The 18,639-nt window shown below is 45.2% G+C and carries 16 protein-coding genes and 1 riboswitch; of the genes, 10 read left to right on the top strand and 6 right to left on the bottom strand.

The window, feature by feature from the left end; genetic code table 11:
* Window positions 1-523: 523 nt before the first annotated feature.
* Window positions 524-1,462, bottom strand: a complete 939-nt coding sequence (locus GC102_RS36490) for an aldo/keto reductase (protein ID WP_171693830.1) — start codon at window positions 1,460-1,462, stop codon at window positions 524-526.
* Window positions 1,463-1,495: 33 nt separating this feature from the next.
* Entirely contained in the window at window positions 1,496-2,497 is a 1,002-nt protein-coding gene (locus GC102_RS36495) for a Gfo/Idh/MocA family protein (protein WP_171693831.1), read from the bottom strand.
* A 131-nt stretch (window positions 2,498-2,628) separates the two neighbouring features.
* On the opposite strand from GC102_RS36495, the gene GC102_RS36500 reads away from it, so the two are divergent.
* Window positions 2,629-3,474, top strand: a complete 846-nt coding sequence (locus GC102_RS36500) for a helix-turn-helix transcriptional regulator (RefSeq protein WP_171693832.1) — start codon at window positions 2,629-2,631, stop codon at window positions 3,472-3,474.
* Here GC102_RS36500 and GC102_RS36505 read toward each other — a convergent pair.
* Complete coding sequence (locus GC102_RS36505; RefSeq protein ID WP_171693833.1) at window positions 3,463-4,278, bottom strand: glycosyltransferase family 2 protein; 816 nt, start codon at window positions 4,276-4,278, stop codon at window positions 3,463-3,465. The two genes, GC102_RS36500 and GC102_RS36505, sit on opposite strands and share 12 nt — an antisense overlap.
* Before the next feature lie 134 nt (window positions 4,279-4,412).
* Here GC102_RS36505 and GC102_RS36510 point away from each other — a divergent pair, with 134 nt between their 5' ends.
* The 7 genes from GC102_RS36510 to GC102_RS36540 all read left to right on the top strand — a co-directional run bounded on the left by GC102_RS36510 (window position 4,413) and on the right by GC102_RS36540 (window position 12,694).
* Window positions 4,413-6,884: an HAD family hydrolase gene (locus GC102_RS36510; protein ID WP_171693834.1), complete on the top strand. Its 2,472-nt coding sequence runs from the start codon at window positions 4,413-4,415 to the stop codon at window positions 6,882-6,884.
* A 111-nt stretch (window positions 6,885-6,995) separates the two neighbouring features.
* Window positions 6,996-7,799 (top strand): VanW family protein, encoded by an 804-nt coding sequence (locus tag GC102_RS36515; RefSeq protein ID WP_171693835.1) that lies wholly within the window; start codon window positions 6,996-6,998, stop codon window positions 7,797-7,799.
* A gap of 86 nt (window positions 7,800-7,885) precedes the next feature.
* A complete protein-coding gene (locus GC102_RS36520; protein WP_171693836.1) occupies window positions 7,886-8,524 on the top strand; it encodes a DUF2238 domain-containing protein in 639 nt (212 codons plus the stop codon).
* A gap of 179 nt (window positions 8,525-8,703) precedes the next feature.
* Entirely contained in the window at window positions 8,704-9,789 is a 1,086-nt protein-coding gene (locus GC102_RS36525; protein ID WP_171693837.1) for a lactonase family protein, read from the top strand.
* 677 nt (window positions 9,790-10,466) lie between these two features.
* Window positions 10,467-10,916: a MarR family winged helix-turn-helix transcriptional regulator gene (locus GC102_RS36530; RefSeq protein ID WP_171693838.1), complete on the top strand. Its 450-nt coding sequence runs from the start codon at window positions 10,467-10,469 to the stop codon at window positions 10,914-10,916.
* Window positions 10,913-12,181 (top strand): MFS transporter, encoded by a 1,269-nt coding sequence (locus GC102_RS36535; protein ID WP_171693839.1) that lies wholly within the window; start codon window positions 10,913-10,915, stop codon window positions 12,179-12,181. The genes GC102_RS36530 and GC102_RS36535 overlap by 4 nt, the downstream gene beginning before the upstream one ends.
* A 114-nt stretch (window positions 12,182-12,295) precedes the next feature.
* The gene (locus GC102_RS36540) at window positions 12,296-12,694 is read left to right on the top strand and encodes a hypothetical protein (RefSeq protein WP_056836124.1); all 399 of its coding nucleotides are present in this window, start codon (window positions 12,296-12,298) and stop codon (window positions 12,692-12,694) included.
* A gap of 104 nt (window positions 12,695-12,798) precedes the next feature.
* On the opposite strand, the gene GC102_RS36545 is transcribed toward GC102_RS36540, so the two are convergent.
* The 3 genes from GC102_RS36545 to GC102_RS36555 all read right to left on the bottom strand — a co-directional run bounded on the left by GC102_RS36545 (window position 12,799) and on the right by GC102_RS36555 (window position 16,742).
* Window positions 12,799-13,161, bottom strand: a complete 363-nt coding sequence (locus GC102_RS36545; RefSeq protein ID WP_171693840.1) for a LytTR family transcriptional regulator DNA-binding domain-containing protein — start codon at window positions 13,159-13,161, stop codon at window positions 12,799-12,801.
* Between the two features lie 182 nt (window positions 13,162-13,343).
* Window positions 13,344-14,768: an NAD(P)/FAD-dependent oxidoreductase gene (locus tag GC102_RS36550; protein ID WP_171693841.1), complete on the bottom strand. Its 1,425-nt coding sequence runs from the start codon at window positions 14,766-14,768 to the stop codon at window positions 13,344-13,346.
* A 58-nt stretch (window positions 14,769-14,826) separates the two neighbouring features.
* Window positions 14,827-14,925, bottom strand: a riboswitch (purine riboswitch).
* A gap of 74 nt (window positions 14,926-14,999) precedes the next feature.
* Window positions 15,000-16,742, bottom strand: coding sequence for a sensor histidine kinase (locus GC102_RS36555; protein WP_171693842.1), 1,743 nt, complete (start codon window positions 16,740-16,742; stop codon window positions 15,000-15,002).
* An 83-nt stretch (window positions 16,743-16,825) separates the two neighbouring features.
* Here GC102_RS36555 and GC102_RS36560 point away from each other — a divergent pair, with 83 nt between their 5' ends.
* Window positions 16,826-17,560: an MBL fold metallo-hydrolase gene (locus tag GC102_RS36560; RefSeq protein ID WP_171693843.1), complete on the top strand. Its 735-nt coding sequence runs from the start codon at window positions 16,826-16,828 to the stop codon at window positions 17,558-17,560.
* Window positions 17,561-17,798: 238 nt separating this feature from the next.
* Window positions 17,799-18,458 (top strand): FusB/FusC family EF-G-binding protein, encoded by a 660-nt coding sequence (locus tag GC102_RS36565; protein WP_171693844.1) that lies wholly within the window; start codon window positions 17,799-17,801, stop codon window positions 18,456-18,458.
* Window positions 18,459-18,639: the final 181 nt, after the last annotated feature.

Raw genomic sequence — 18,639 nt, forward strand, 5'->3', positions numbered from 1 at the left:
GCAGTCTCTAGAGACTCTTATGTGAGTAGTTGTTGTTGTCATGTGTTACTTTAGCGATGATTTACATCGCTAAAGTGAGTGTGAATGCGAAATTTGTTGCGGTAGCGATGATTTATAGCTTTAAAGTAGCTGGAAGTGGGTAGTATGGTTGTCATGGGTTGTGTTAACGATGAATTACATTGCTAAAGTGAATGTGAATGCGAAATTTGTTGCGGTATCGATGATTTATAGCTTTAAAGTAGCTGGAAGTGGGTAGTTTGGTTGTCATGGGTTGCGTTAACGTTGAATTACATCGCTAAAGTATATGTGAATGCGAAATTTGTTGCGGTAGCGATGATTTATAGCTTTAAAGTAGCTGACAGTGGGTAGGCGGTAGTGGATAGTGAGTAGTTTGAGAGTCTGGAGGGGTGAGCGGCTGATATCCATCGTTTGGGCTTAACACAAAACACACAAAACCCCCGGCCCAATACAGGCCGGGGGCTTCAAGCGGCACACAAGCGGTGCCGCAAAGGATGCGCAGCTGTTACACAGTCGCTGCCGTCAGATCAAGCCATGCCAACTCCTGCGGAGTCAGCACAAGCTGCGCGCCGTCACGGCATGAGAGCATTTCGGCTTCGCTGCGCGGGCCAATGAGCGCGCATGCCGGGAACGGCTGGCTCAGCACATAGGCGAGCGCGATTTGGATCGCGCTGACGCCTTTTTCCTGCGCCAGCTGTTCGGCGCGGCGCAGCCGCGTCCAGTTCTCGTCGCTGTAGAAGACGCGGACGAGGTCGGCGTTGTCACGGTTCTCCGGTGTGAACCGTCCAGTGAAAAATCCGCGTGCCTGCGAAGACCAGGACAGCAGCGGAAACTGCTTGGCTTCATGCCAGCGCAGCGCCTCTTCATCAGTCGATACGCAGCCGGCCCAGAATGGCTCGTTTGCTTTGGCGAGGCTAAGGTTAGGGCTGCTGAAGCTGAAACCGATTAGATCATGCTTCTCGGCATAATCGGCTGCTTCTTGCAGACGTTCATGTGTCCAGTTGGACCCGCCAAAAGCGCGGATTCTTCCAGCTTCCACATGTTCATTCAGCGCTTCGAGGATAACGCCAACTGGTGTTGTCGGATCATCACGATGAAGCGCATAGAGATCAATATAATCAGTGCGAAGTCTCTCGAGACTGGTGAACAGGTCACTGCGAATTGCTTCCGCGTTCACTCTGGGCCCGCTAGCATCATGATGTGCGCCCTTGGTAAAGATATTGATGTCATCTCGATTACCCATTTCATCCAGCCAAATCCCAAGCGCTTGCTCACTCTGGCCGCCACAATAGATGAAGGCTGTGTCAATCGTATTTCCGCCGATAGATAGATAATGCCCGAGGATATCGCTGACTTCTTGACCATTATCCAGTCTAAAAAAGTCGGATCCCATGATCAGTTTGGATACTGGTTTATCTAATCCTTTAATCTGAATGTGCTTCATATGATATCATCCCTGCTTTCTTTTTATGAATGATTATTGATTAATCACAATTCGCGAGCGCTCTCTAGCTGACTTCAGACACGCATCAATCACTTTCATGTTGCTAATAGCATCACTCGCTGGGAAGCGAGGTGATTTCTCACCCCAAGCAGCATAAGCCATGTCGTCCGCTTGCAGGGAGTATTGGTTCAGGAATGGAACCTCTTCTACGCGCTGGTCATTTCCTACAAATACGTTAAAGTGACCAGATTCTTCAGTTGGCGTTACAAAAGCCGAAGGGATTTCAATGCGTCCCAGCGTGCCTAGCACTTCAACATTATTTCGGAAAGCCGCCCACATCCCGCAGTCAAAGGTTAGCGCGACATTGCCGCTAAATTCAACTAAACCGGACATCATCATATCGACGTCGTCATGCTCAGGTGAGAAGAAAGCATGGGTAGTTACAGCTTCTGGTTCTCTGCCTAAGAGCATTCTAGCTGCGCTCAATGGATAACAGCCTACGTCATAGAGTGCGCCGCCCCCCCATTCGCGTACGAAGCGAACATTTTTGCTATCACCTGGATTACAGAAGGTAAAAACACCATGAATTCCGCGAATATCACCGATTTCACCGGAGTCCATAATGGCTTTGATCCGCTCGTACCGTGGATGGTGTCTATACATGAAGGCTTCGGCAAACTGCACCCCTGCTTGTTCGCATGCCGTGACCATTTCTTGAACATCATCTGCTGTAAGAGAAGCTGGCTTCTCACACAGAACATGCTTACCAGCCTGGGCAGCACGAATCGTCCACTCTTTGTGCAGATGGTTCGGAAGCGGTATGTATAAGGCATCAATATCTGGGTCCTCGATTAATTCTTCATAACTGCCGTAAGCCTTAGGAATATCTAGCTTAGCTGCAGTTTCCTGTGACTTCTGCAAATTGCGGCTGGCAATAGCGCTTACAATGCCAGTTTGAGACTGCTTGATACCAGGAATACAAGCCCTAATCGCAATATTAGCGCAACCTAAAATTCCCCAACGAAGCTTTGTCATTACAGCACTTCTCCTTTTGTAAAATAGTTGATAACGGTATATTGTTATTATAAAACGAGTTATTTAAAATGAATATGATAATATATTGCACCAAGTATCGGAATATTGTCATTAGAAGAGGAGGCGTAAAGATGCAAAGGCAAGTCATGCTGCCAAGGCTGCAGCAATCTTCTTATTTCATTTTTCCAGAATCTGTTGGCTGGTATCGTGATTTCCCCAGTCATTCTGTCTATCGTCCCGAAGGGTTATGTGAAACCTTCAGCTTGCATTTCATCGTTTCAGGTAAAGGGTACGTCGAAATTGAGGGGGAGCAGTATCCCATTCAAAAAGGGGATGCTTTTCTGTATTTTCCGTACCAAGAACAAAAATACTACTGCTCGAAGGAAGATCCTTGGGATGTCCGGTGGTTTCATTTTTATGGCAATCATGTAAAGGAGTTTATGCTGGAACGAGGATTTCTACGTACCTTGTGGACGTTAAAGCGATGGAATGAGCTTGAAGAAGCATTTCATGAGCTGCTGCTAGAGGCGGAGACGAATAACATTCTTCGGACAACGAATCTCTCGACGCTGACGTATAAGATATTGTGCGAATTCATGAGCTATGCGGCGCCTTTAACGGGAAATCGCGGGATGGAGTCCGTGGATCGCATTCTCGCCTTACTTCCCTCGATGCAGCAAAGAGCCTGTGAACCGTTCATCTTGGAAGAATGGGCGGAGCTCACAGGCGTAAGCACATACTATTTCTGCAAACTATTTCGGAAAGCCATGTCGATGACACCGCTCTCCTTCATTACACTTTGCCGCATTCAATTTGCTAAGCAGCGCTTAATTGAAAAGGAGAACTGGCCGATCAAAGATATCGCCAAGGAATCAGGTTATTCCAGCGCGAGTTATTTCAATCAGCGGTTTCAAGAGCATGAAGGAATGACGCCTAGCGAGTTTCGAAGCTTTTATGCCAAAAGCTTATTTGGATAGGCGAGAACGAATCGGTTTTCCATCCCAAATGATTTCGGTCACCGCTTGGCGCGCTTTCACTTCCGGTTCTTCCAGCAGGAGGAAGAAGTTTTTTGTAGGCAATTCACCGAGTTGATGCTTGGCCGAGAGCATGTCCAGAAAGGGACGCATATTGTCTAATTGACCCGACATGTTGCTGCTGCCTTGCTGCGAAAATGCATAGAGTACACTGGCGATTGGCGCACGTTTCACGCGGAATTGTTCAGCCGCTCGTAAGAAGAAATCCCAGTCCCAATAATGAAATACGTCCGTGTCAAAAGCGCCCAAAGCGTTGATAACCTCAGGACGAAATATACAGCCAGAAGAAAAGAAAGTCGAAAACCTGCGCATCGCAGGCACATCGAATTCATAAGCAAAAACGAACCGATCTGTGATGGAACGGGCGTTGTTTTCATAAACGTAATCGAAAATTTCTACGTCTGGATAGACGAGATCATAGCCTTCAATTTCTTGCAGCATACGCTCGATATGGATCGGGAGCAGCAGATCGTCGTCATCACAGAGCATGATGTAGTCGCCTTTCACCTCTTGCAATCCGCGGTTGCGCGCATGAACATGCTTCAAGTTTTGCGGCATATTAACGATCTGAATAGCCAGCTCCGGGTATAATTCCTGAATGAAATCGACGGAGGGGCCGCAATCGTTAACGATGATGATTTGCAGGTTTTTGTACGTTTGGCGGTATAATGATTCTGCGAGCTCAGCGAGTTCAATTTGGCGATTATACGTAGGGATAATGATGGACACTAACGGCTGATAGGACATGAAAAAGCGCACCTCCGAATTATGGTATTTTAAGCTTACCTCAATTTTGGTGTACTTCTCAAATATAAGTAATAAAAACTCTAAGATTATGCTTAAGAGGCTAGTTTTCTTCGAAAACTCTAAGGAGGTTCCTAATGCTGGAGGTACCGCATACAATTATAAGCTCATCTGATATTCATTTATGGAAAAAGGATCGCTTTCTAAGCGGTTTGATTGGCGAAATCGACGCTATTGAGCTGCTCAGTTTGGATATTTTCGACACGCTATTATTTCGCATTTGTGCGAATCCCTCAGACGTTTTTGTTCTTGTTGCTGAAAAAGCACACCGTGTTGGCAGCCTGAAGGCCTCCATATCGTCGGCAGCTTTTAAAGAGATGCGGATTCGTGCTGAGAACAATGCTCGTGATCGGCAAGCTGCCGTGACGGGCTTTGGCGAGGTCACTTTGGAACTCATTTATGCTGAGATGCCGGAAGGGGTCTGTATCAGGGACAAGATGGCTCAGATAGAAGTCGAGACCGAGGCGGAAGTTTGCTATGTGAATCCGCATGTGGCGTCATTGTTAGCTGCTTGTAAAAGCAAGCAGATTCCGGTAGCGCTGTTATCGGATATGTATTTATCCTTAGCGCAGCTGCGCTGGATTCTTGCATCAGCAGGTCTAGATTTATCAAGTGTGGATACGCTGCTTGTTTCTTCGGAGGAGCATGAAGGGAAGTCATCGGGACATTTATTCGCCCGGTTGAAGGAACTTTACCCACAGATAGAGAGTCACGCTATTGTACATATTGGCGATAATATAGCCGCAGATGTGGAAGGTGCCTCCAAAGAAGAGATAAGGAGCGTACACTACAACGTCGTTCCTGAACATTTCGAGAGCTTGCATCATTGGGAATATGTTAGACACGGACATGTATTGCCGGAATGGAAATCCCTGCGGAAGTTAGCAGAAGCCTCGGATAAGACGGTTGGAATGGGCGAGCTGGACCGAGTATTTTATAAGATGGGTACCAGTGTAATAGGACCGTTCTTGCAAGCCCTGTGTGAGTGGGTCATTGATCAATGCGTGGTTGAGGGCATCCGGACTGTACATCCTTTAATGAGAGAAGCTTATTTGTTAGCGCCAATGCTTGAAAATGCTGCGCATATTCGAGGTGTTGACCTCCAGATAAAGCCGATCTATGTTTCCAGACAAGCTACTTTATTGGCGGGACTGGAGAGCTTTGGTGATAATGAGCTAGCGCTTTTACTAAGCATTCACGGTTTGAAAATAGGCGAGCTATTCGAGGTACTCGATATCAGCGAGGAAGGCGTTCATTTCGAACCATTTTTGGAAGAAAGAATTGAGAATTGCAAGTATATAATAGGTGAAAATGGAAGCTCAATCTATGATCAAGTTGGTGGTTTTCTACGAAGTGCACCCATACAAACTAAAATTTTGGCGTCTGTGCAGCGGCATAGGCAGCTTTTTGTAAGTTATTTGAAGCAAGAATTTGGTCAGCCTGAACGGCTAGTAACGGTCGATATTGGCTTTCATGGAACCATTCAGAAAGCATTAGAAAAAATCGTAAGCTTAGCGGGACATAAGCCACAGATGATGCATTTGCTTGCTGTTGGCGCGAATCGGCTGGATGAGTTGAGCATGCGTGGTATGGATATCCGTAGTATGCTGCGCTCGGGCAGCGGGGGAAGTGATGAAGGGAAACGTATTGCAAGGACGCCAGCCTTTTTGGAGGAGCTCATGATGGGCGATTTTGGTTCGACGCTGCGTTATGCTGAAAATGAGCTCAGTCAAATCAGACCGATTACGGCAGAACTGAAACGTACGGACGAAGAGTACGCGATGAAACGGGCGTGTCAAGAAGGGGCATTGGCGTTCCAAGGTTACTATGCCTATCTGCTGCAGCAGAAAGAGGGGCGATTGCAGCGCGCATCCTTACAGCCAGTGGAGTGGAGCAAGCCGCTGCACCGTGTTCTCGATATGCCGAGGCCTGAGGAAGCCAGATTGTTGGGGGATTTGACGCATCAGGATAATTTCTGTACCGAGTACATTGCACCGATTTGTGAAGATGTGGCCGAAGAATGGTTCGTACAAGGGCCAGAAGCATTTTTGAATAGCTGTAACTATGGGCCCTCGATTTTGAATGCGAATTGGCCGCAGGGTCTTGTCACCAGACGATTTCCGTATTATTTATATAAATTCTATTTGCGGCTTAAAGATGGGTTCGGCAGCCAGGCGATGCTGTTTGAGACGATCCAAAGGGTCAAAGAGGATGGCGTAAGTGCCGTTCATCTTTATGGAACGGGCGCTTTTGCCGAGCAGGCCTTGAAAATGGCTTGGTTTCATGGACTTCAGATCCGTTACTGGATTGATCCGCATGTGGGATTTACTGCTGCGCCTTGGGGGCGGTTTGCTTATGTTACTTTGGAAAAGGTGAGGGATGGGCGTAGTAAAGCAGAGATAGGGACAGGGACAGGTGAAGGTGCAGAAATTGCCTCTCACGCTTTCTTGATCGCGACGTTGTCTGAGATGAAGGAATATAAGAACCATATTTTGCATGTATATGAAGGTAGTGGGGTAACGCCGATCTTTTACGAGCTTCGTCCTTAGGAAAATTACACCTTCAGTCATTGAACCAAATCGATGGATGGAACATCTTAATTAGTGAACTATTTACTTGAAGGGTGAACCTATTTTGGTTGAAAAAGGAAGGTGAATGGGATGAAGCAAAAGTTACTAAGCTTGTTTCCCGTACTTTATCGCTTGCGAATTGTTCAGTTGAGACTTAAACGGCATTTCTTGAATTTGAATCCATCGATTACCTACGCTAAGCATAGAGTTGTCCATTCACTTCCCTATACGTGCAAAAAGCACCAATCCTTACTGCGAAGAAAGCTCGGTTCTTCCGATCCTATTTTACAAGAAAACAAAATTACAAATCTGCGGATCAGCGTTGGACGTATGGACGGCATTGTGATTCGACCGGGGGAAACCTTTTCCTTCTGGAAATTAGTTGGGAAAACTACGTCGGCTAAAGGCTACATCGAGGGCCTGCTGTTATCGCAAGGTGGTGTGAAGCGAGGTGTCGGAGGCGGGATATGCCAGTTGGGCAATTTACTGTTTTGGATGGCTTTGCATACCCCACTTCAAGTCGTGGAGCGGCATCACCATAGCTTTGATCCATTTCCGGATGATCATCGAGTTCTGCCTTTTGGGAGCGGAGCGAGTGTATTTTACAATTATATAGACCTGCGCATTTATAATCCTACCCAGCATACTTTCCAGTTCCGGTTGTGGCTGACGGATGAGCATTTGAAAGGCTCTGTTCATTGTGACGTGCTTTTACCGCATGCTTATCATATCGAGGAGAGAAACCACCGTTTTCTTGCGAAAGAGGGCCGGAACTATCGTGAAAATGAGATTTGGCGCAAAGTGATTGATAAAAGAACTGGAAACATAGCTGCGGAAGAGCAAATGATTCATAACTTTTCGGAAGTGAAATATGACTTGTTCAATACGTCTTAAGAAGGTACTAGTTGAAGTTAGTACTTTTGGAAAAGATAGTGGCGAGGTAACCTGAGTTTATAGGAAATAACAAGGGGGACTAAACCATGCAGACCATTTCATTCACTAAAAATTGGTTTTTGCAATTGATGATCGTTCTGTACGTAGGGATATGGATTTGGCTGGCGGTGGAGCCTTACAGCAGGTATGACTGGGTACTGGAAAATCTACTGATTTGGGCTGCGCTAATTGGACTTGTAAGTACATATAAGTTTTTTTCATTTACAAATCTGTCTTATGCATGGATTGCTTTATTCCTGGTGCTGCATACGTTTGGGGCTCATTATTCGTATAACGAGAACTGGGTGGATGTTTGGTTGAAGCTAATTTTAAACTCGGAACGTGATGATTATGACCGTTTGGTACATTTCAGCTTTGGATTGCTGCTCGCCTATCCGATTCGGGAAGCGATGAGTTCATGGACGCGGCTAAGCAGTAAATGGCTTTATGTGATTACCTGTGTCATCGTTTTGGCAATGGGGGCTTTTTATGAGCTAATTGAAATGTGGGTGGCGCTGCTTGTGGCTCCTGAGATTGGAACGTTGTTCCTCGGAACACAAGGTGATCCATGGGATACGCACCACGATATGGAGCTTGCTCTGTATGGGGCGGTGATTGCGATGGTTGTAACTGCGGTTTGGCGTAAGGTGCGGGTAGGTAGTAAAGCAAAGAAAGCAGGATTATGAGATTAAGTAGGGAAATGTGAGAGTAGGTTTATGAGATTAAGTACGAGAATAGTAAGACATGACTAATGAGGTCAAGTACGAGATTAGTAAAGCGGGATTTGTGAGAGCAAGTAGGAAATGAGCATTGTAGAAGTGTCAATATTTATAGCAAAAATCGCTATCATGGAGGTTGGTTGCCAATGTCAGTAGGAGAACAGAAAGAATTGTTTGTCTATGTGGGTTCCTATACAGATGAGCGCAATACAAATGGGATTTCATTGTATGCGTTCAATCCTTTGAGCGGAGAAATGAGGTTGGTGGAATCGTACTCTGATTTGCCAAATGCTTCGTTCCTTGCTCTGAATGATGCACGGACGATATTGTATGCGGTGAGTGAGACAGCAACGTACAACGGTCGTTTTGGAGGCTCCGCGGCCGCTTATGCGGTAGAAGCCGGCACTGGGAGGCTGGAGAAGTTGAATCAGCAGCCTACCGACGGATCTGCTCCTTGTTATGTCAGCTTGAACAAGACTAACCGAACGGTCTATGTAGCGAATTACTCAAGCGGCAGCGTGACCGTTTATCCGGTAGAAGCGGACGGGCGGCTTGGTGAGCATGCACAGTTGGTGAAACACGAAGGCCCATTGGGGCCGCGTGCGGATCGCCAAGAGGCTCCGCATGCGCACTCGATTGTTCCGGCACCGAACAATCGGTATGTAATTTCAGCCGATCTTGGCCTCGATCGGCTGGTGGTTAGCAGCATCGACGCGGAGAGCGGCTTACTTCTGCCGCATGGCGATGCGGCGATGAAGCCGGGCGCAGGCCCGCGGCATTTGGTTTATAGCGCGGACAGTCGGTACGTGTACGCGATCAATGAGTTGGACAGCACAGTTACTGTGCTGGGCTATGAGGCAGACGCGGGAGTTCTGACCGCGCTGCAGAGCATTTCGACGCTGCCGGAAGGCTTCAGCGGCGAGAGCACATGCGCGGACATCCACCTCTCTGAGGATGGCCGCTATGTGTATGCATCTAACCGCGGACACGACAGTATCGCGGTTTATGGGGTTGACCGACAAAGCGGCACGCTGTCGGTCGTGGGTTGGCAGGCGACGCTCGGGCGGACGCCGCGGAACTTTGCCCTGTCGCCGCAGGGGGAGTTCCTCCTCGCGGCGAACCAGGACTCGAACAGCATTACGGTATTCCGCATTGATGCGGAAACTGGAATGCTGCGTGAAACAGGGCAAACGGTAGCGGTATCGCGGCCGGTTTGCATCAAGTTTCTCTAGGACATAAAGAGCGAGCACCCACACAGCGTATGCTGTTGGGTGTTCGCTCTTTTTTTGTCCTGCTAGGCAGGACGCAAGTTCCAGCCTTGTTAGGGTTCTCGTAACGATAGGCTCTGAAAACGCTCTTATTTCAGTCAAGTCTAGAAATAGGAGCGTTTTCGGAGCTTATTCATGTATGCTTCATTACTCACTATTGCCCGACTGTTCGGAGATTGCTGAACGGCCCTGACGGGACTTCTCTACCTCACTTTAGCGATGTTTTTCATCGCTAAAGTAAGGTAGAAGACCAATTTTGCCCTCATAGTGATGAAAATCATCCTTAAAGATGGCACTTTTACGTATTTTGACTAAAGAGATGGTCTGAGACGATGTTTTTCATCGTTAAACGCATGAAAAATTGAATTCAAGTCTCGTTAGAGATGAAAAACATGCTTAATGCCTCGGAGTTACCTATTCCAGCTAAAACTCACTGATATAGCAGCAATTTAGTAAGCAGCCTGCAGCAAAGTAGGCTATATTTTTTAGGTTTAGAGTGTTGGGAGTTGGGTGTTGGGTGGGTATAAAATAGGCCCGAAAATTAGTTGCACATGCAACTAAACAGGCGTATGATAAAATAGTAGCAAGTGCAACGATTCGGAAAATCACTACAATTTTGTTCAAACAGAGGAGGCATGATTATGATCGAAAACAGAAATTCGATACCAAGGTGGGTCTCACTCATTTACCGTTACGGACAGATGTATATTGGAGAGCATTTGAAGAAATACGACATCGGGAGAGGGCAGCATATTTTCATCAACGCACTGTATAAAGAGGATGGTCTTACGCAAGAAGAGTTAGCGGATTATTTGAAGATTGATAAAGGTACGACAGCAAAAGCGCTTAAAAAGTTAGAAGATCAAGGCTACATAACCCGCACGGTCAGTCAAAAAGATAAGAGATGCAACGAAGTTCATCTGACCGAGAAGGCACTGCTGATTAAGGGGGATGTGCGGAAGGTGCTAACGGACTGGCGAGAACGTCTAACGTTTGGTTTAACGGATGAGGAGAAGCAGCTGGCTTTGACTATTTTGGAGAAAATGGGAGATAATGCGTCCCGTTTCGCAGAGGAGCAGGTGGAGTCATGAATATGAAGCTTGCAAGTTCGCTGTTTATCGATAAGCATTTTCATGCTTTAACGCATCGTAATTATCGGTATCTTTGGTTAGGTCAGTGTGTCTCGCTCATTGGAACGTGGATGCAAAATATTGGGCAGTCTTGGCTCGTTCTTACGATCACTGGCTCGCCTCTTAAACTTGGGATTGTTGCGGCATGTCAGTTCCTCCCAATTCTCTTATTTTCCTTATTTGCAGGCATCATCGTTGATAAGTTTCCAAAGAAGAACATCCTGCTTGTTACGCAAACGGTCGCGATGATTCTAGCTTTTACATTGGCTATACTCGTCTTAACGGATACGGTAAAGTACAGCTATATCATTGTGCTAGCGCTGCTGCTTGGACTTAATAATACGCTGGATATGCCAACGAGACAGTCGTTTAATATAGAAATCGTGGGAAAAGAAGATCTCATGAATGCCATAGCTCTCAATTCAACGACATTTAACATGGCAAGAATCGTTGGTCCAGCGATTGGTGCGGTGATGATGGCTTGGCTGGGTGCTGGATGGTGCTTTTTGCTTAATGGGGTTAGCTTTCTGGCTGTTCTGTATGGATTGTTTCATATTCAAGCAGCACCTTATGTTCGGAAGAAGAGCTCGCGCGACGGCATGATGAAGGAAATAAAAGATGGAATTGTCTACATTACGAGAGATCCTTTGCTAGCACAGACTGTCCTGATCGTAACTGTGATCGGCACGCTAGCTTTTAATTTTAATGTACTGATTCCGGTTTTTACTAAAAGTGTGCTGCACATGGGAGAGACGACGTATGGCACGTTAATGTCATGCCTAGGTGTGGGTTCTTTCGCGGGGGCTCTTACGATGTCTTTTCGCAGTAAGCAAGGGCCAATGCTGAAATTAAGTATTATTGCTAGTTTAGTCGTTGCGGTTTGTTTGGTCTTAAATGGACTAAGCACTTCCGTTTGGGTCTGCGGTGGATTGTTAGCTTTAACTGGATTTTTCAACATCATATTTGCAACGAATAGTAATTCTTCCCTTCAGATGCATGCCAAAGAGGAGTATCGAGCGCGGGTAATGAGTGTGTATTCACTTGTATTCGCGGGCTCTACGCCGATAGGAAGCATATTTGCTGGTTTTGTCGCAGATCGATATGGTGCGAATGGGGCTTTCGTCTGTTGTGGCGTGTTAACTGGTGTGCTTTGTCTGATTATTATTTGGAATTATAGGAAGAAAGATGCTAAAAAATCACTTGGGGAGATAGGTACTGCCTCATAAATGAGAAGGAATATTATTTTTTATTGCAAAAATAACCATTTTTTGGATTGTCAATTGTTGGTGTATCCGCTACAATATGAGTTATATTCATGTCGTTATTGGGGAGGGAATCTTGTGCTGGGTTTTTTGAAGAAATGGATGCATACACCAAAGCAGGAACCTACGAACGCTGTGGATTATAAAACGATGGAAATCGACGTTGTTATCAAGTGCTTTGTGTCGGATAAAGACAAGCCGTTTCGTGTGATTTTTAAAGTGGAGAAACAAGGCTCATTCTTTTCCAAAGATATTTTCGTGAAAAATGTGGATATTAAGACACCCTACGAACTGGTTTATAACTTCTCCACACTTGGAATGAATTATGAAGAGCTGAAGAAGTACGAAAGCACAGATCATGCTGAGTACAGCTTCGCGACTTTGGAAGAAGCCAAAAAGGTGAAAGATACAACAGTCGACTACATACGCTTTCTCATCCGTGAACATCAACAAGAAACACTCGCAAAAATTTCATAGGATTCGACCAAAAAGGAGCTAGCGAGGATTCTCGTTAGCTCCTTTTCTGTATAACCACGTGGCCGCTGTAGTTTGTTAGACGGTGCGCCATTAGGCAGGTTTCATTATTTTGCTGATTCACCTGCAGCTGCTTCCGTTTTGTGCTGCTGCACGATTTCTTTCAGTCGGTGTTGGCGAAGCTTCGTAATCGAGGCAAATTTGGAATCAGCACCCTTGATTTCGAAAAATACTTTGCCATCCTGAATCTGCAGAATTTTCCTTGTGTTCACATAGCAATCCGTGTTGACCTTGAAAAAGGAGCTATTTGCAGTAATTTCTTGAATTTGCTCAGTGTTCATGCGTTTTTTAATGTGATAGTTTTTCCCATGGAAAGAGACGAGCCCATGTTCTCCGACACGGAAGTACATAATATCCTTCTCAAGTGCGAAGTCTTCATAGGTGTTTCTTGTTTCGAGCGCTACATTCATTTTGTAATCCCCCTTTAAAAATGATAACGCTTACATTGAGAACGTTTTCATCTTACCATATTTTATAAGAGATTTAAAGTAGTTTTAAACTTAAAATTACCAAAGGACCTAACTCTAATGAGTTAGGTCCGATAGATAACAGCAGATTTTGACGAAGGAAATCGTATTTCCCCGGAAATAATTTAGACGACCACGTTGCGTGCCACCCAGACACCTGCAGCTCCAGCTTGGGCCAAGCCTCTTGTAATACCAGCCCCGTCACCACCACAAAACAAGCCTTGTATCTCGGTTTCGAAGCTTCCACTAAGTTTAGGACGAGCGGAATAGAATTTCGCTTCAACCCCATAGAAAAGAGTATGCTCTGAAGCTATACCTGGCGTTACCTTTTCAAGCGCATGAATCATTTCAATTAAACTTTTCATGGTATTGTAAGGAAGAACAAGTCCTAGATCACCTGGAACAGCTTCTGATAAAGTCGGCTCAAGGAAGCCTTCGCGAATCCGATCAGCCGTTGACCTTCGTCCGCGCACGATGTCCCCAAATTTCTGCACGATAACACCGCCGCTGGATAAGTCATTCGCATGTTTACATATTTCCCGCGCATATTCATTAGGCTTATCGAAAGGCTCAGTGAATTTATGAGAAACGAGAAGGGCGAAGTTCGTATTACTGGAACCTAAGGCTGGATCCTTGTAAGAGTGGCCGTTCGCTGCCATGACGCCGCTGTGATTCTCGACCACAACATGACCGGAGGGATTGCTGCAGAATGTACGTACTCGTGTACCCACCGATGTATTATAAATAAACTTGCCTTCATAAAGATGCTCGTTGATTTCGCGCATAACGACATCCGACGTTTCTACGCGGACGCCTACGTCAACTTGATTGTTATACATTTTGAGTCGACGCTTTTTGAGTACTTGCGTTAACCATGCAGAACCATCTCTACCTGGAGCTAACATCACTTGTTTACTATGAATTTCAGTGCCATCCTTCATACGAATGCCTTGGATGACATGTTTGTCTTCCCGTTTGAAAGTTAGGATATCTTCAACTTCAGCTTTGAACTGCATATCGATACGTGTTTTCAAATGTTCATAGATGGATTTCAAAATCATCAAGTTTTGCTCGGTTCCCAGATGTCTAACCTGAGCGCGAAGCAGCTTTAGTCCTGCAGCATAGGAGCGCTGTTCAATATCTTTTACAGCCTCAGTCGTAGGGTCAGTAATATTCTCGGTTGCACCATGCTGTAGATTTATGCCATCCACATAACGAATCAAATCGATAACTTTGGTTGGTGCCAAATAATCCGTCATCCAGCCGCCGAATTCGGTGGTGATGTTGAATTTGCCGTCACTATAAGCGCCCGCGCCTCCGAAGCCAGCCGTAATGGAACAGGCAGGAAGACAGCCAGAGAAGTCCTTTTTGCCTGCTGGAGGAGGACACAGTTTGATTTTACTTTCCAGGATCGGACAACTGCGATGGTAAATATCATGGCCTTTGTCTACGAGCAATACTTTAGCGCTAGGGTGAAGCAATGTCATTTCATAACAGGCAAAAATACCGGCAGGTCCTGCACCAACAACGATAAAATCATATGTTTTCATTGCAATCTCCTCTGGATCATTCAATTTTGGACACAAAAAAACCCAGCCACACGGGTATGCGAAAGCAAGTACCCGTCGTAGCTAGGAAGTTATGGCTTCCTCTAGAGACCCTTAAGCCAATCCTCAAGGATATACGAACGATTTATACGTATGTGGCTATTACTTACTGCCTTGACTATCATAATACGAACATTAAACGATGTCAATTAGATAATGTTCGTGTAATCTCCTTTATACGACAATGGAAATCGTAAAGCTGGTTTCTGCTTCTGAGCTGCTGACATGAACGGTTCCGTCATACTTGTCCACTAGTTTTTTGACAATGCTTAAACCTAAGCCGGTGTGGAGTCCGGATTCTTGTTTCGTAGAGAAGCCAGGCTCGAATATACTTTCTAGACGATCGCTTGGGATAGGGTCTCCGTTATTGATGACCTTGAATGTAAGTATATTTCCTTCCAAAATACCAATTAAACGGACTTCTTTGTCCTCAACCTTTTTGGAAACAGTAACGGCATCAAACGCGTTATCGATTAAATTGCTGATGATTCGAACCAAATCTGTCGCTTTGACAGCTCCAAGGTTGATCTGATCTAAATTACCGACTTCATGGAAGAATGTAATTTTGCGCTCAACGGCCTGTATGACCTTAGATTGTACAATCGCGCATAAAGCGGGAACGTTAATTTGAATAATGTCATTCAAAGCGGTCGTTTCACCTATGATCTCGGTGGTGTAACGATCTAATTCCGTATATTCTTTCAAATGAACGAGGGAATGTATCGTAGCCACATGATTATTGAAATCATGACGCTGTTCTTTCATGGAACGGAACAGTGAACCGATATGATCAACATAAACTTCTTGGATGCTTTCCGCGGTCGCTTCACGATTCCGATTGATGAACCGGATGCTCAGAATGACTAGGATGAATGCGATGAGTGCGGTTGATCCGATCAGAATGAGCAGGTTCACTTGCTGTTGTTGAATTGATTTTTGTACGGTTTCATAATCGGCTGTCAAACCGATAACAACAGGGGAATCCAGTTGAAGCGGAATGAACATTTTGAGATACGTTTTTCCGTCGATCGTGGTGATAAGCTGCTTTGTTTGCTTCGATTGCATGACGGATTGCACCATCTCTTGATCCCGATTATCTTTCATCGTATAGGATCCGAACAATATTTCGCGATCAGTGAACCAAGTGTAGCCTTCCTTTTTATACTGTTCCTGCTGCTTAAGGAAAATCGGCGGATTGTAAACGGCAATTTCTTTGGCGCCATGGTTAGTATAGCCATGAATCATTTCATTAATAACAGCATCCACACCCGTCTCCCGTTGATAGTCTCGGAAGAATGTATCATGCACGTATGGATCGAGAATATAATTCGTGCGGCCATCGTAATAATAGCCCCATTTGTCGACAAATTGAGGGTTCGTCATGGACGTATTCATGGGTCCCGACCAATAATGAGGCAGCGCTTGGCCGCTTTGTACTTTCGTTTCTTTGGTGTCTAGAAGCTGATTGAACGCTTGGAACCAATCTCTGCTCCAGGTTTTGGTACTCATATTAATTTCCTTGGGCTCGGAGGATTTGTAGCCAATGATGTCATCACCGCTTCGTTTCATTAGCGTAATATGATCGATCATTAACTCTTTACTGAGAACAGTAAGCTCTTCATTCGTCACTTTCTCAATGTCAGGATCGAGTCGGTATTGTGCTGCTAAAGAGGCTGTACGCAGATTTTGGCCGATTAGATTTTCAACATATTTCTCTCCCGTTTTGGAATGTTTAATGGAAATAGCGACGTTATCGGCGATAAGCTGCAGCTTGGTTTCAAGCTCAGATGTTAGCATTCTCTTCGTATAATAGTAGAATACGCTATCCGTAAGTAGTACAATAATTAAGGAAATCATTAGGATAAAGATCGAGGAGCGAAGGTGGATTTTCGGTTTTGGTTTGTGTGGTCTGTACATGTTATCCTCCTAAAAATGGCCATATCTACCAACTATCATAGTATAAATATACATAGAATCACACACGAAATATGGAGGTTATTATGAAAGTAACATTTCTAGGTTGTGGAGACGGTTTTAGTATCGAGCAAGGGCATAATAGTGCACTTCTTACCTTTGCAGATACGAATTTATGTATAGATTTCCCTGAGTCTAGTCATTTTGGGCTGCATCAATTGGGAATGAAGCTCAATCAGATCGAGCATATCTTTATCACTCATCTGCATGAGGATCACGTGAATGGCTTGCAGAAACTTGCTTTGTATCACCGGGTGTACCCAGGCAGAGTGAAGCCGAAGCTTTATGTACCTACCGGTTTAAAAGACGATTTGTGGCAAATCTTGCGCCACGGATTAGAGCTGACAACGCGGGGCAAGCGCGTGTTTGAAGATTATTTTGACGTCGAATGTGTGGAAAATAAGTTTACGGTAGAGGGTCTGACATTCGAGCTTGTCCCAACCCTGCATGTGCCGGACATGCTTAGTTACGGTCTTCTATGCAAGCCGTACTTTTACTTTAGTGGGGATACTAGGTTAGATGAAAACTACATTCGGAGTATCGCCGATGAGGTGAAAACCATTTATCACGAATGTCATATGCAGGATGATCAGCTGCCGTCGCATACGTCACTCGAAGAACTGCTGACGCTGCCGGAATCCATTCAAGCGAAGGTGATTCTTATGCATTACGTGGATGATTATTTGGAGCTGAAGCTAAGGGAGAAGTTTCATCAGCAATATAAGTTTCGGTTGGCTAAGCCTTTGCTAGGGTATTCGTAGAGTACATAGCTTGCAGCTAATGAAGGACCTACCTTATAATAGTTCTTACAAGGGAGGCGGTAAATATGGCAAATCAATTTGCCGGAATAAGTAACGACTCATGCAAAGCCTTTCATTAGGGCGATCTTTGCATGGGGTGATTGGGAAGTCGTGATCGCCCAAGAAAGCTTAAATCGTTTCTAGTAATGGGGCTTTGCAACTTATTTTGTTTTTATCAAAAATAAGGGGCTGAAAAGCAATGAATCAACCATTCATTAGAAACCATCAATATAACGATATCAAGAAGCAGGTCGGCCTGCTGCAAAGTACCTGTAACTCCGTTTCCGATCGGAAAGTGGTAGAGTCGGTGCGATATAACGCGCAAGCCAAACTAAATGAGGTGTTTCCGGAAGCGAATGAGATGCAAAAGCAAGCACTGGGGAATATATCGCTACTGCAAACAGCAGAAGAGTTTCAGCGCTATTTGCGTTCTTTGGAGCCTTATTTGGCGGAATTTGCGCACGTGACGGAAAATCAGCTGAAGAAGCTTTTTCCCAAAATCAAAAAATTGAAGGTGCCCGATTTAACGGCCATCGACTATCGGTACGTAACGTATCTCGGCTGGATCGATATCGCGACGAATAAATTGTTCCTCGTTTATCATCTGAACGGGAAACTCGTTGGAATAGAAGGGAAATATACGCCGACGAATAAGAAAGGCGTTTGCTTTGTGTGTAATCGGCATGAAGAGGTTGCGTTATTTACGGCGGTGACCAAATGGAAACCGGCAAGCGCTACGCCTGATTACTACAGAGCAATCGGCAATTACTTGTGTGTGAACAGCGAGGCCTGCAACAAGAATATAACTGATGTTGCCGTGTTGGAGAAATTCATACAGGGCGTGTTGATTGGTCCGTAATTGCTGCGCGCTGTCTATATGAGGAAGAAATAAAGGAGCTGCCCCGAAGGTCATCAAGACCTAAGGGACAGCTCCTTTTTTCAAATGTGCTGCTTACCTGAAAATATGTCCAATGGTCCTTGAATATTGTTATGGCAACGCTTTCTGAAAGCCATTAAAGTTTACTGAGTAATTTCTGGAA

The organism is Paenibacillus germinis, from assembly GCF_013141785.1.
Lineage (GTDB): Bacteria > Bacillota > Bacilli > Paenibacillales > NBRC-103111 > Paenibacillus_E > Paenibacillus_E phytorum.

Coding starts and splice junctions, on each gene's coding strand:
- GC102_RS36490 (WP_171693830.1), bottom strand. CDS start 1,462: ATGAAGCACATTCAGATTAAAGGATTAGATAAACCAGTATCCAAACTG.
- GC102_RS36495 (WP_171693831.1), bottom strand. CDS start 2,497: ATGACAAAGCTTCGTTGGGGAATTTTAGGTTGCGCTAATATTGCGATT.
- GC102_RS36500 (WP_171693832.1), top strand. CDS start 2,629: ATGCAAAGGCAAGTCATGCTGCCAAGGCTGCAGCAATCTTCTTATTTC.
- GC102_RS36505 (WP_171693833.1), bottom strand. CDS start 4,278: ATGTCCTATCAGCCGTTAGTGTCCATCATTATCCCTACGTATAATCGC.
- GC102_RS36510 (WP_171693834.1), top strand. CDS start 4,413: ATGCTGGAGGTACCGCATACAATTATAAGCTCATCTGATATTCATTTA.
- GC102_RS36515 (WP_171693835.1), top strand. CDS start 6,996: ATGAAGCAAAAGTTACTAAGCTTGTTTCCCGTACTTTATCGCTTGCGA.
- GC102_RS36520 (WP_171693836.1), top strand. CDS start 7,886: ATGCAGACCATTTCATTCACTAAAAATTGGTTTTTGCAATTGATGATC.
- GC102_RS36525 (WP_171693837.1), top strand. CDS start 8,704: ATGTCAGTAGGAGAACAGAAAGAATTGTTTGTCTATGTGGGTTCCTAT.
- GC102_RS36530 (WP_171693838.1), top strand. CDS start 10,467: ATGATCGAAAACAGAAATTCGATACCAAGGTGGGTCTCACTCATTTAC.
- GC102_RS36535 (WP_171693839.1), top strand. CDS start 10,913: ATGAATATGAAGCTTGCAAGTTCGCTGTTTATCGATAAGCATTTTCAT.
- GC102_RS36545 (WP_171693840.1), bottom strand. CDS start 13,161: ATGAATGTAGCGCTCGAAACAAGAAACACCTATGAAGACTTCGCACTT.
- GC102_RS36550 (WP_171693841.1), bottom strand. CDS start 14,768: ATGAAAACATATGATTTTATCGTTGTTGGTGCAGGACCTGCCGGTATT.
- GC102_RS36555 (WP_171693842.1), bottom strand. CDS start 16,742: ATGTACAGACCACACAAACCAAAACCGAAAATCCACCTTCGCTCCTCG.
- GC102_RS36560 (WP_171693843.1), top strand. CDS start 16,826: ATGAAAGTAACATTTCTAGGTTGTGGAGACGGTTTTAGTATCGAGCAA.
- GC102_RS36565 (WP_171693844.1), top strand. CDS start 17,799: ATGAATCAACCATTCATTAGAAACCATCAATATAACGATATCAAGAAG.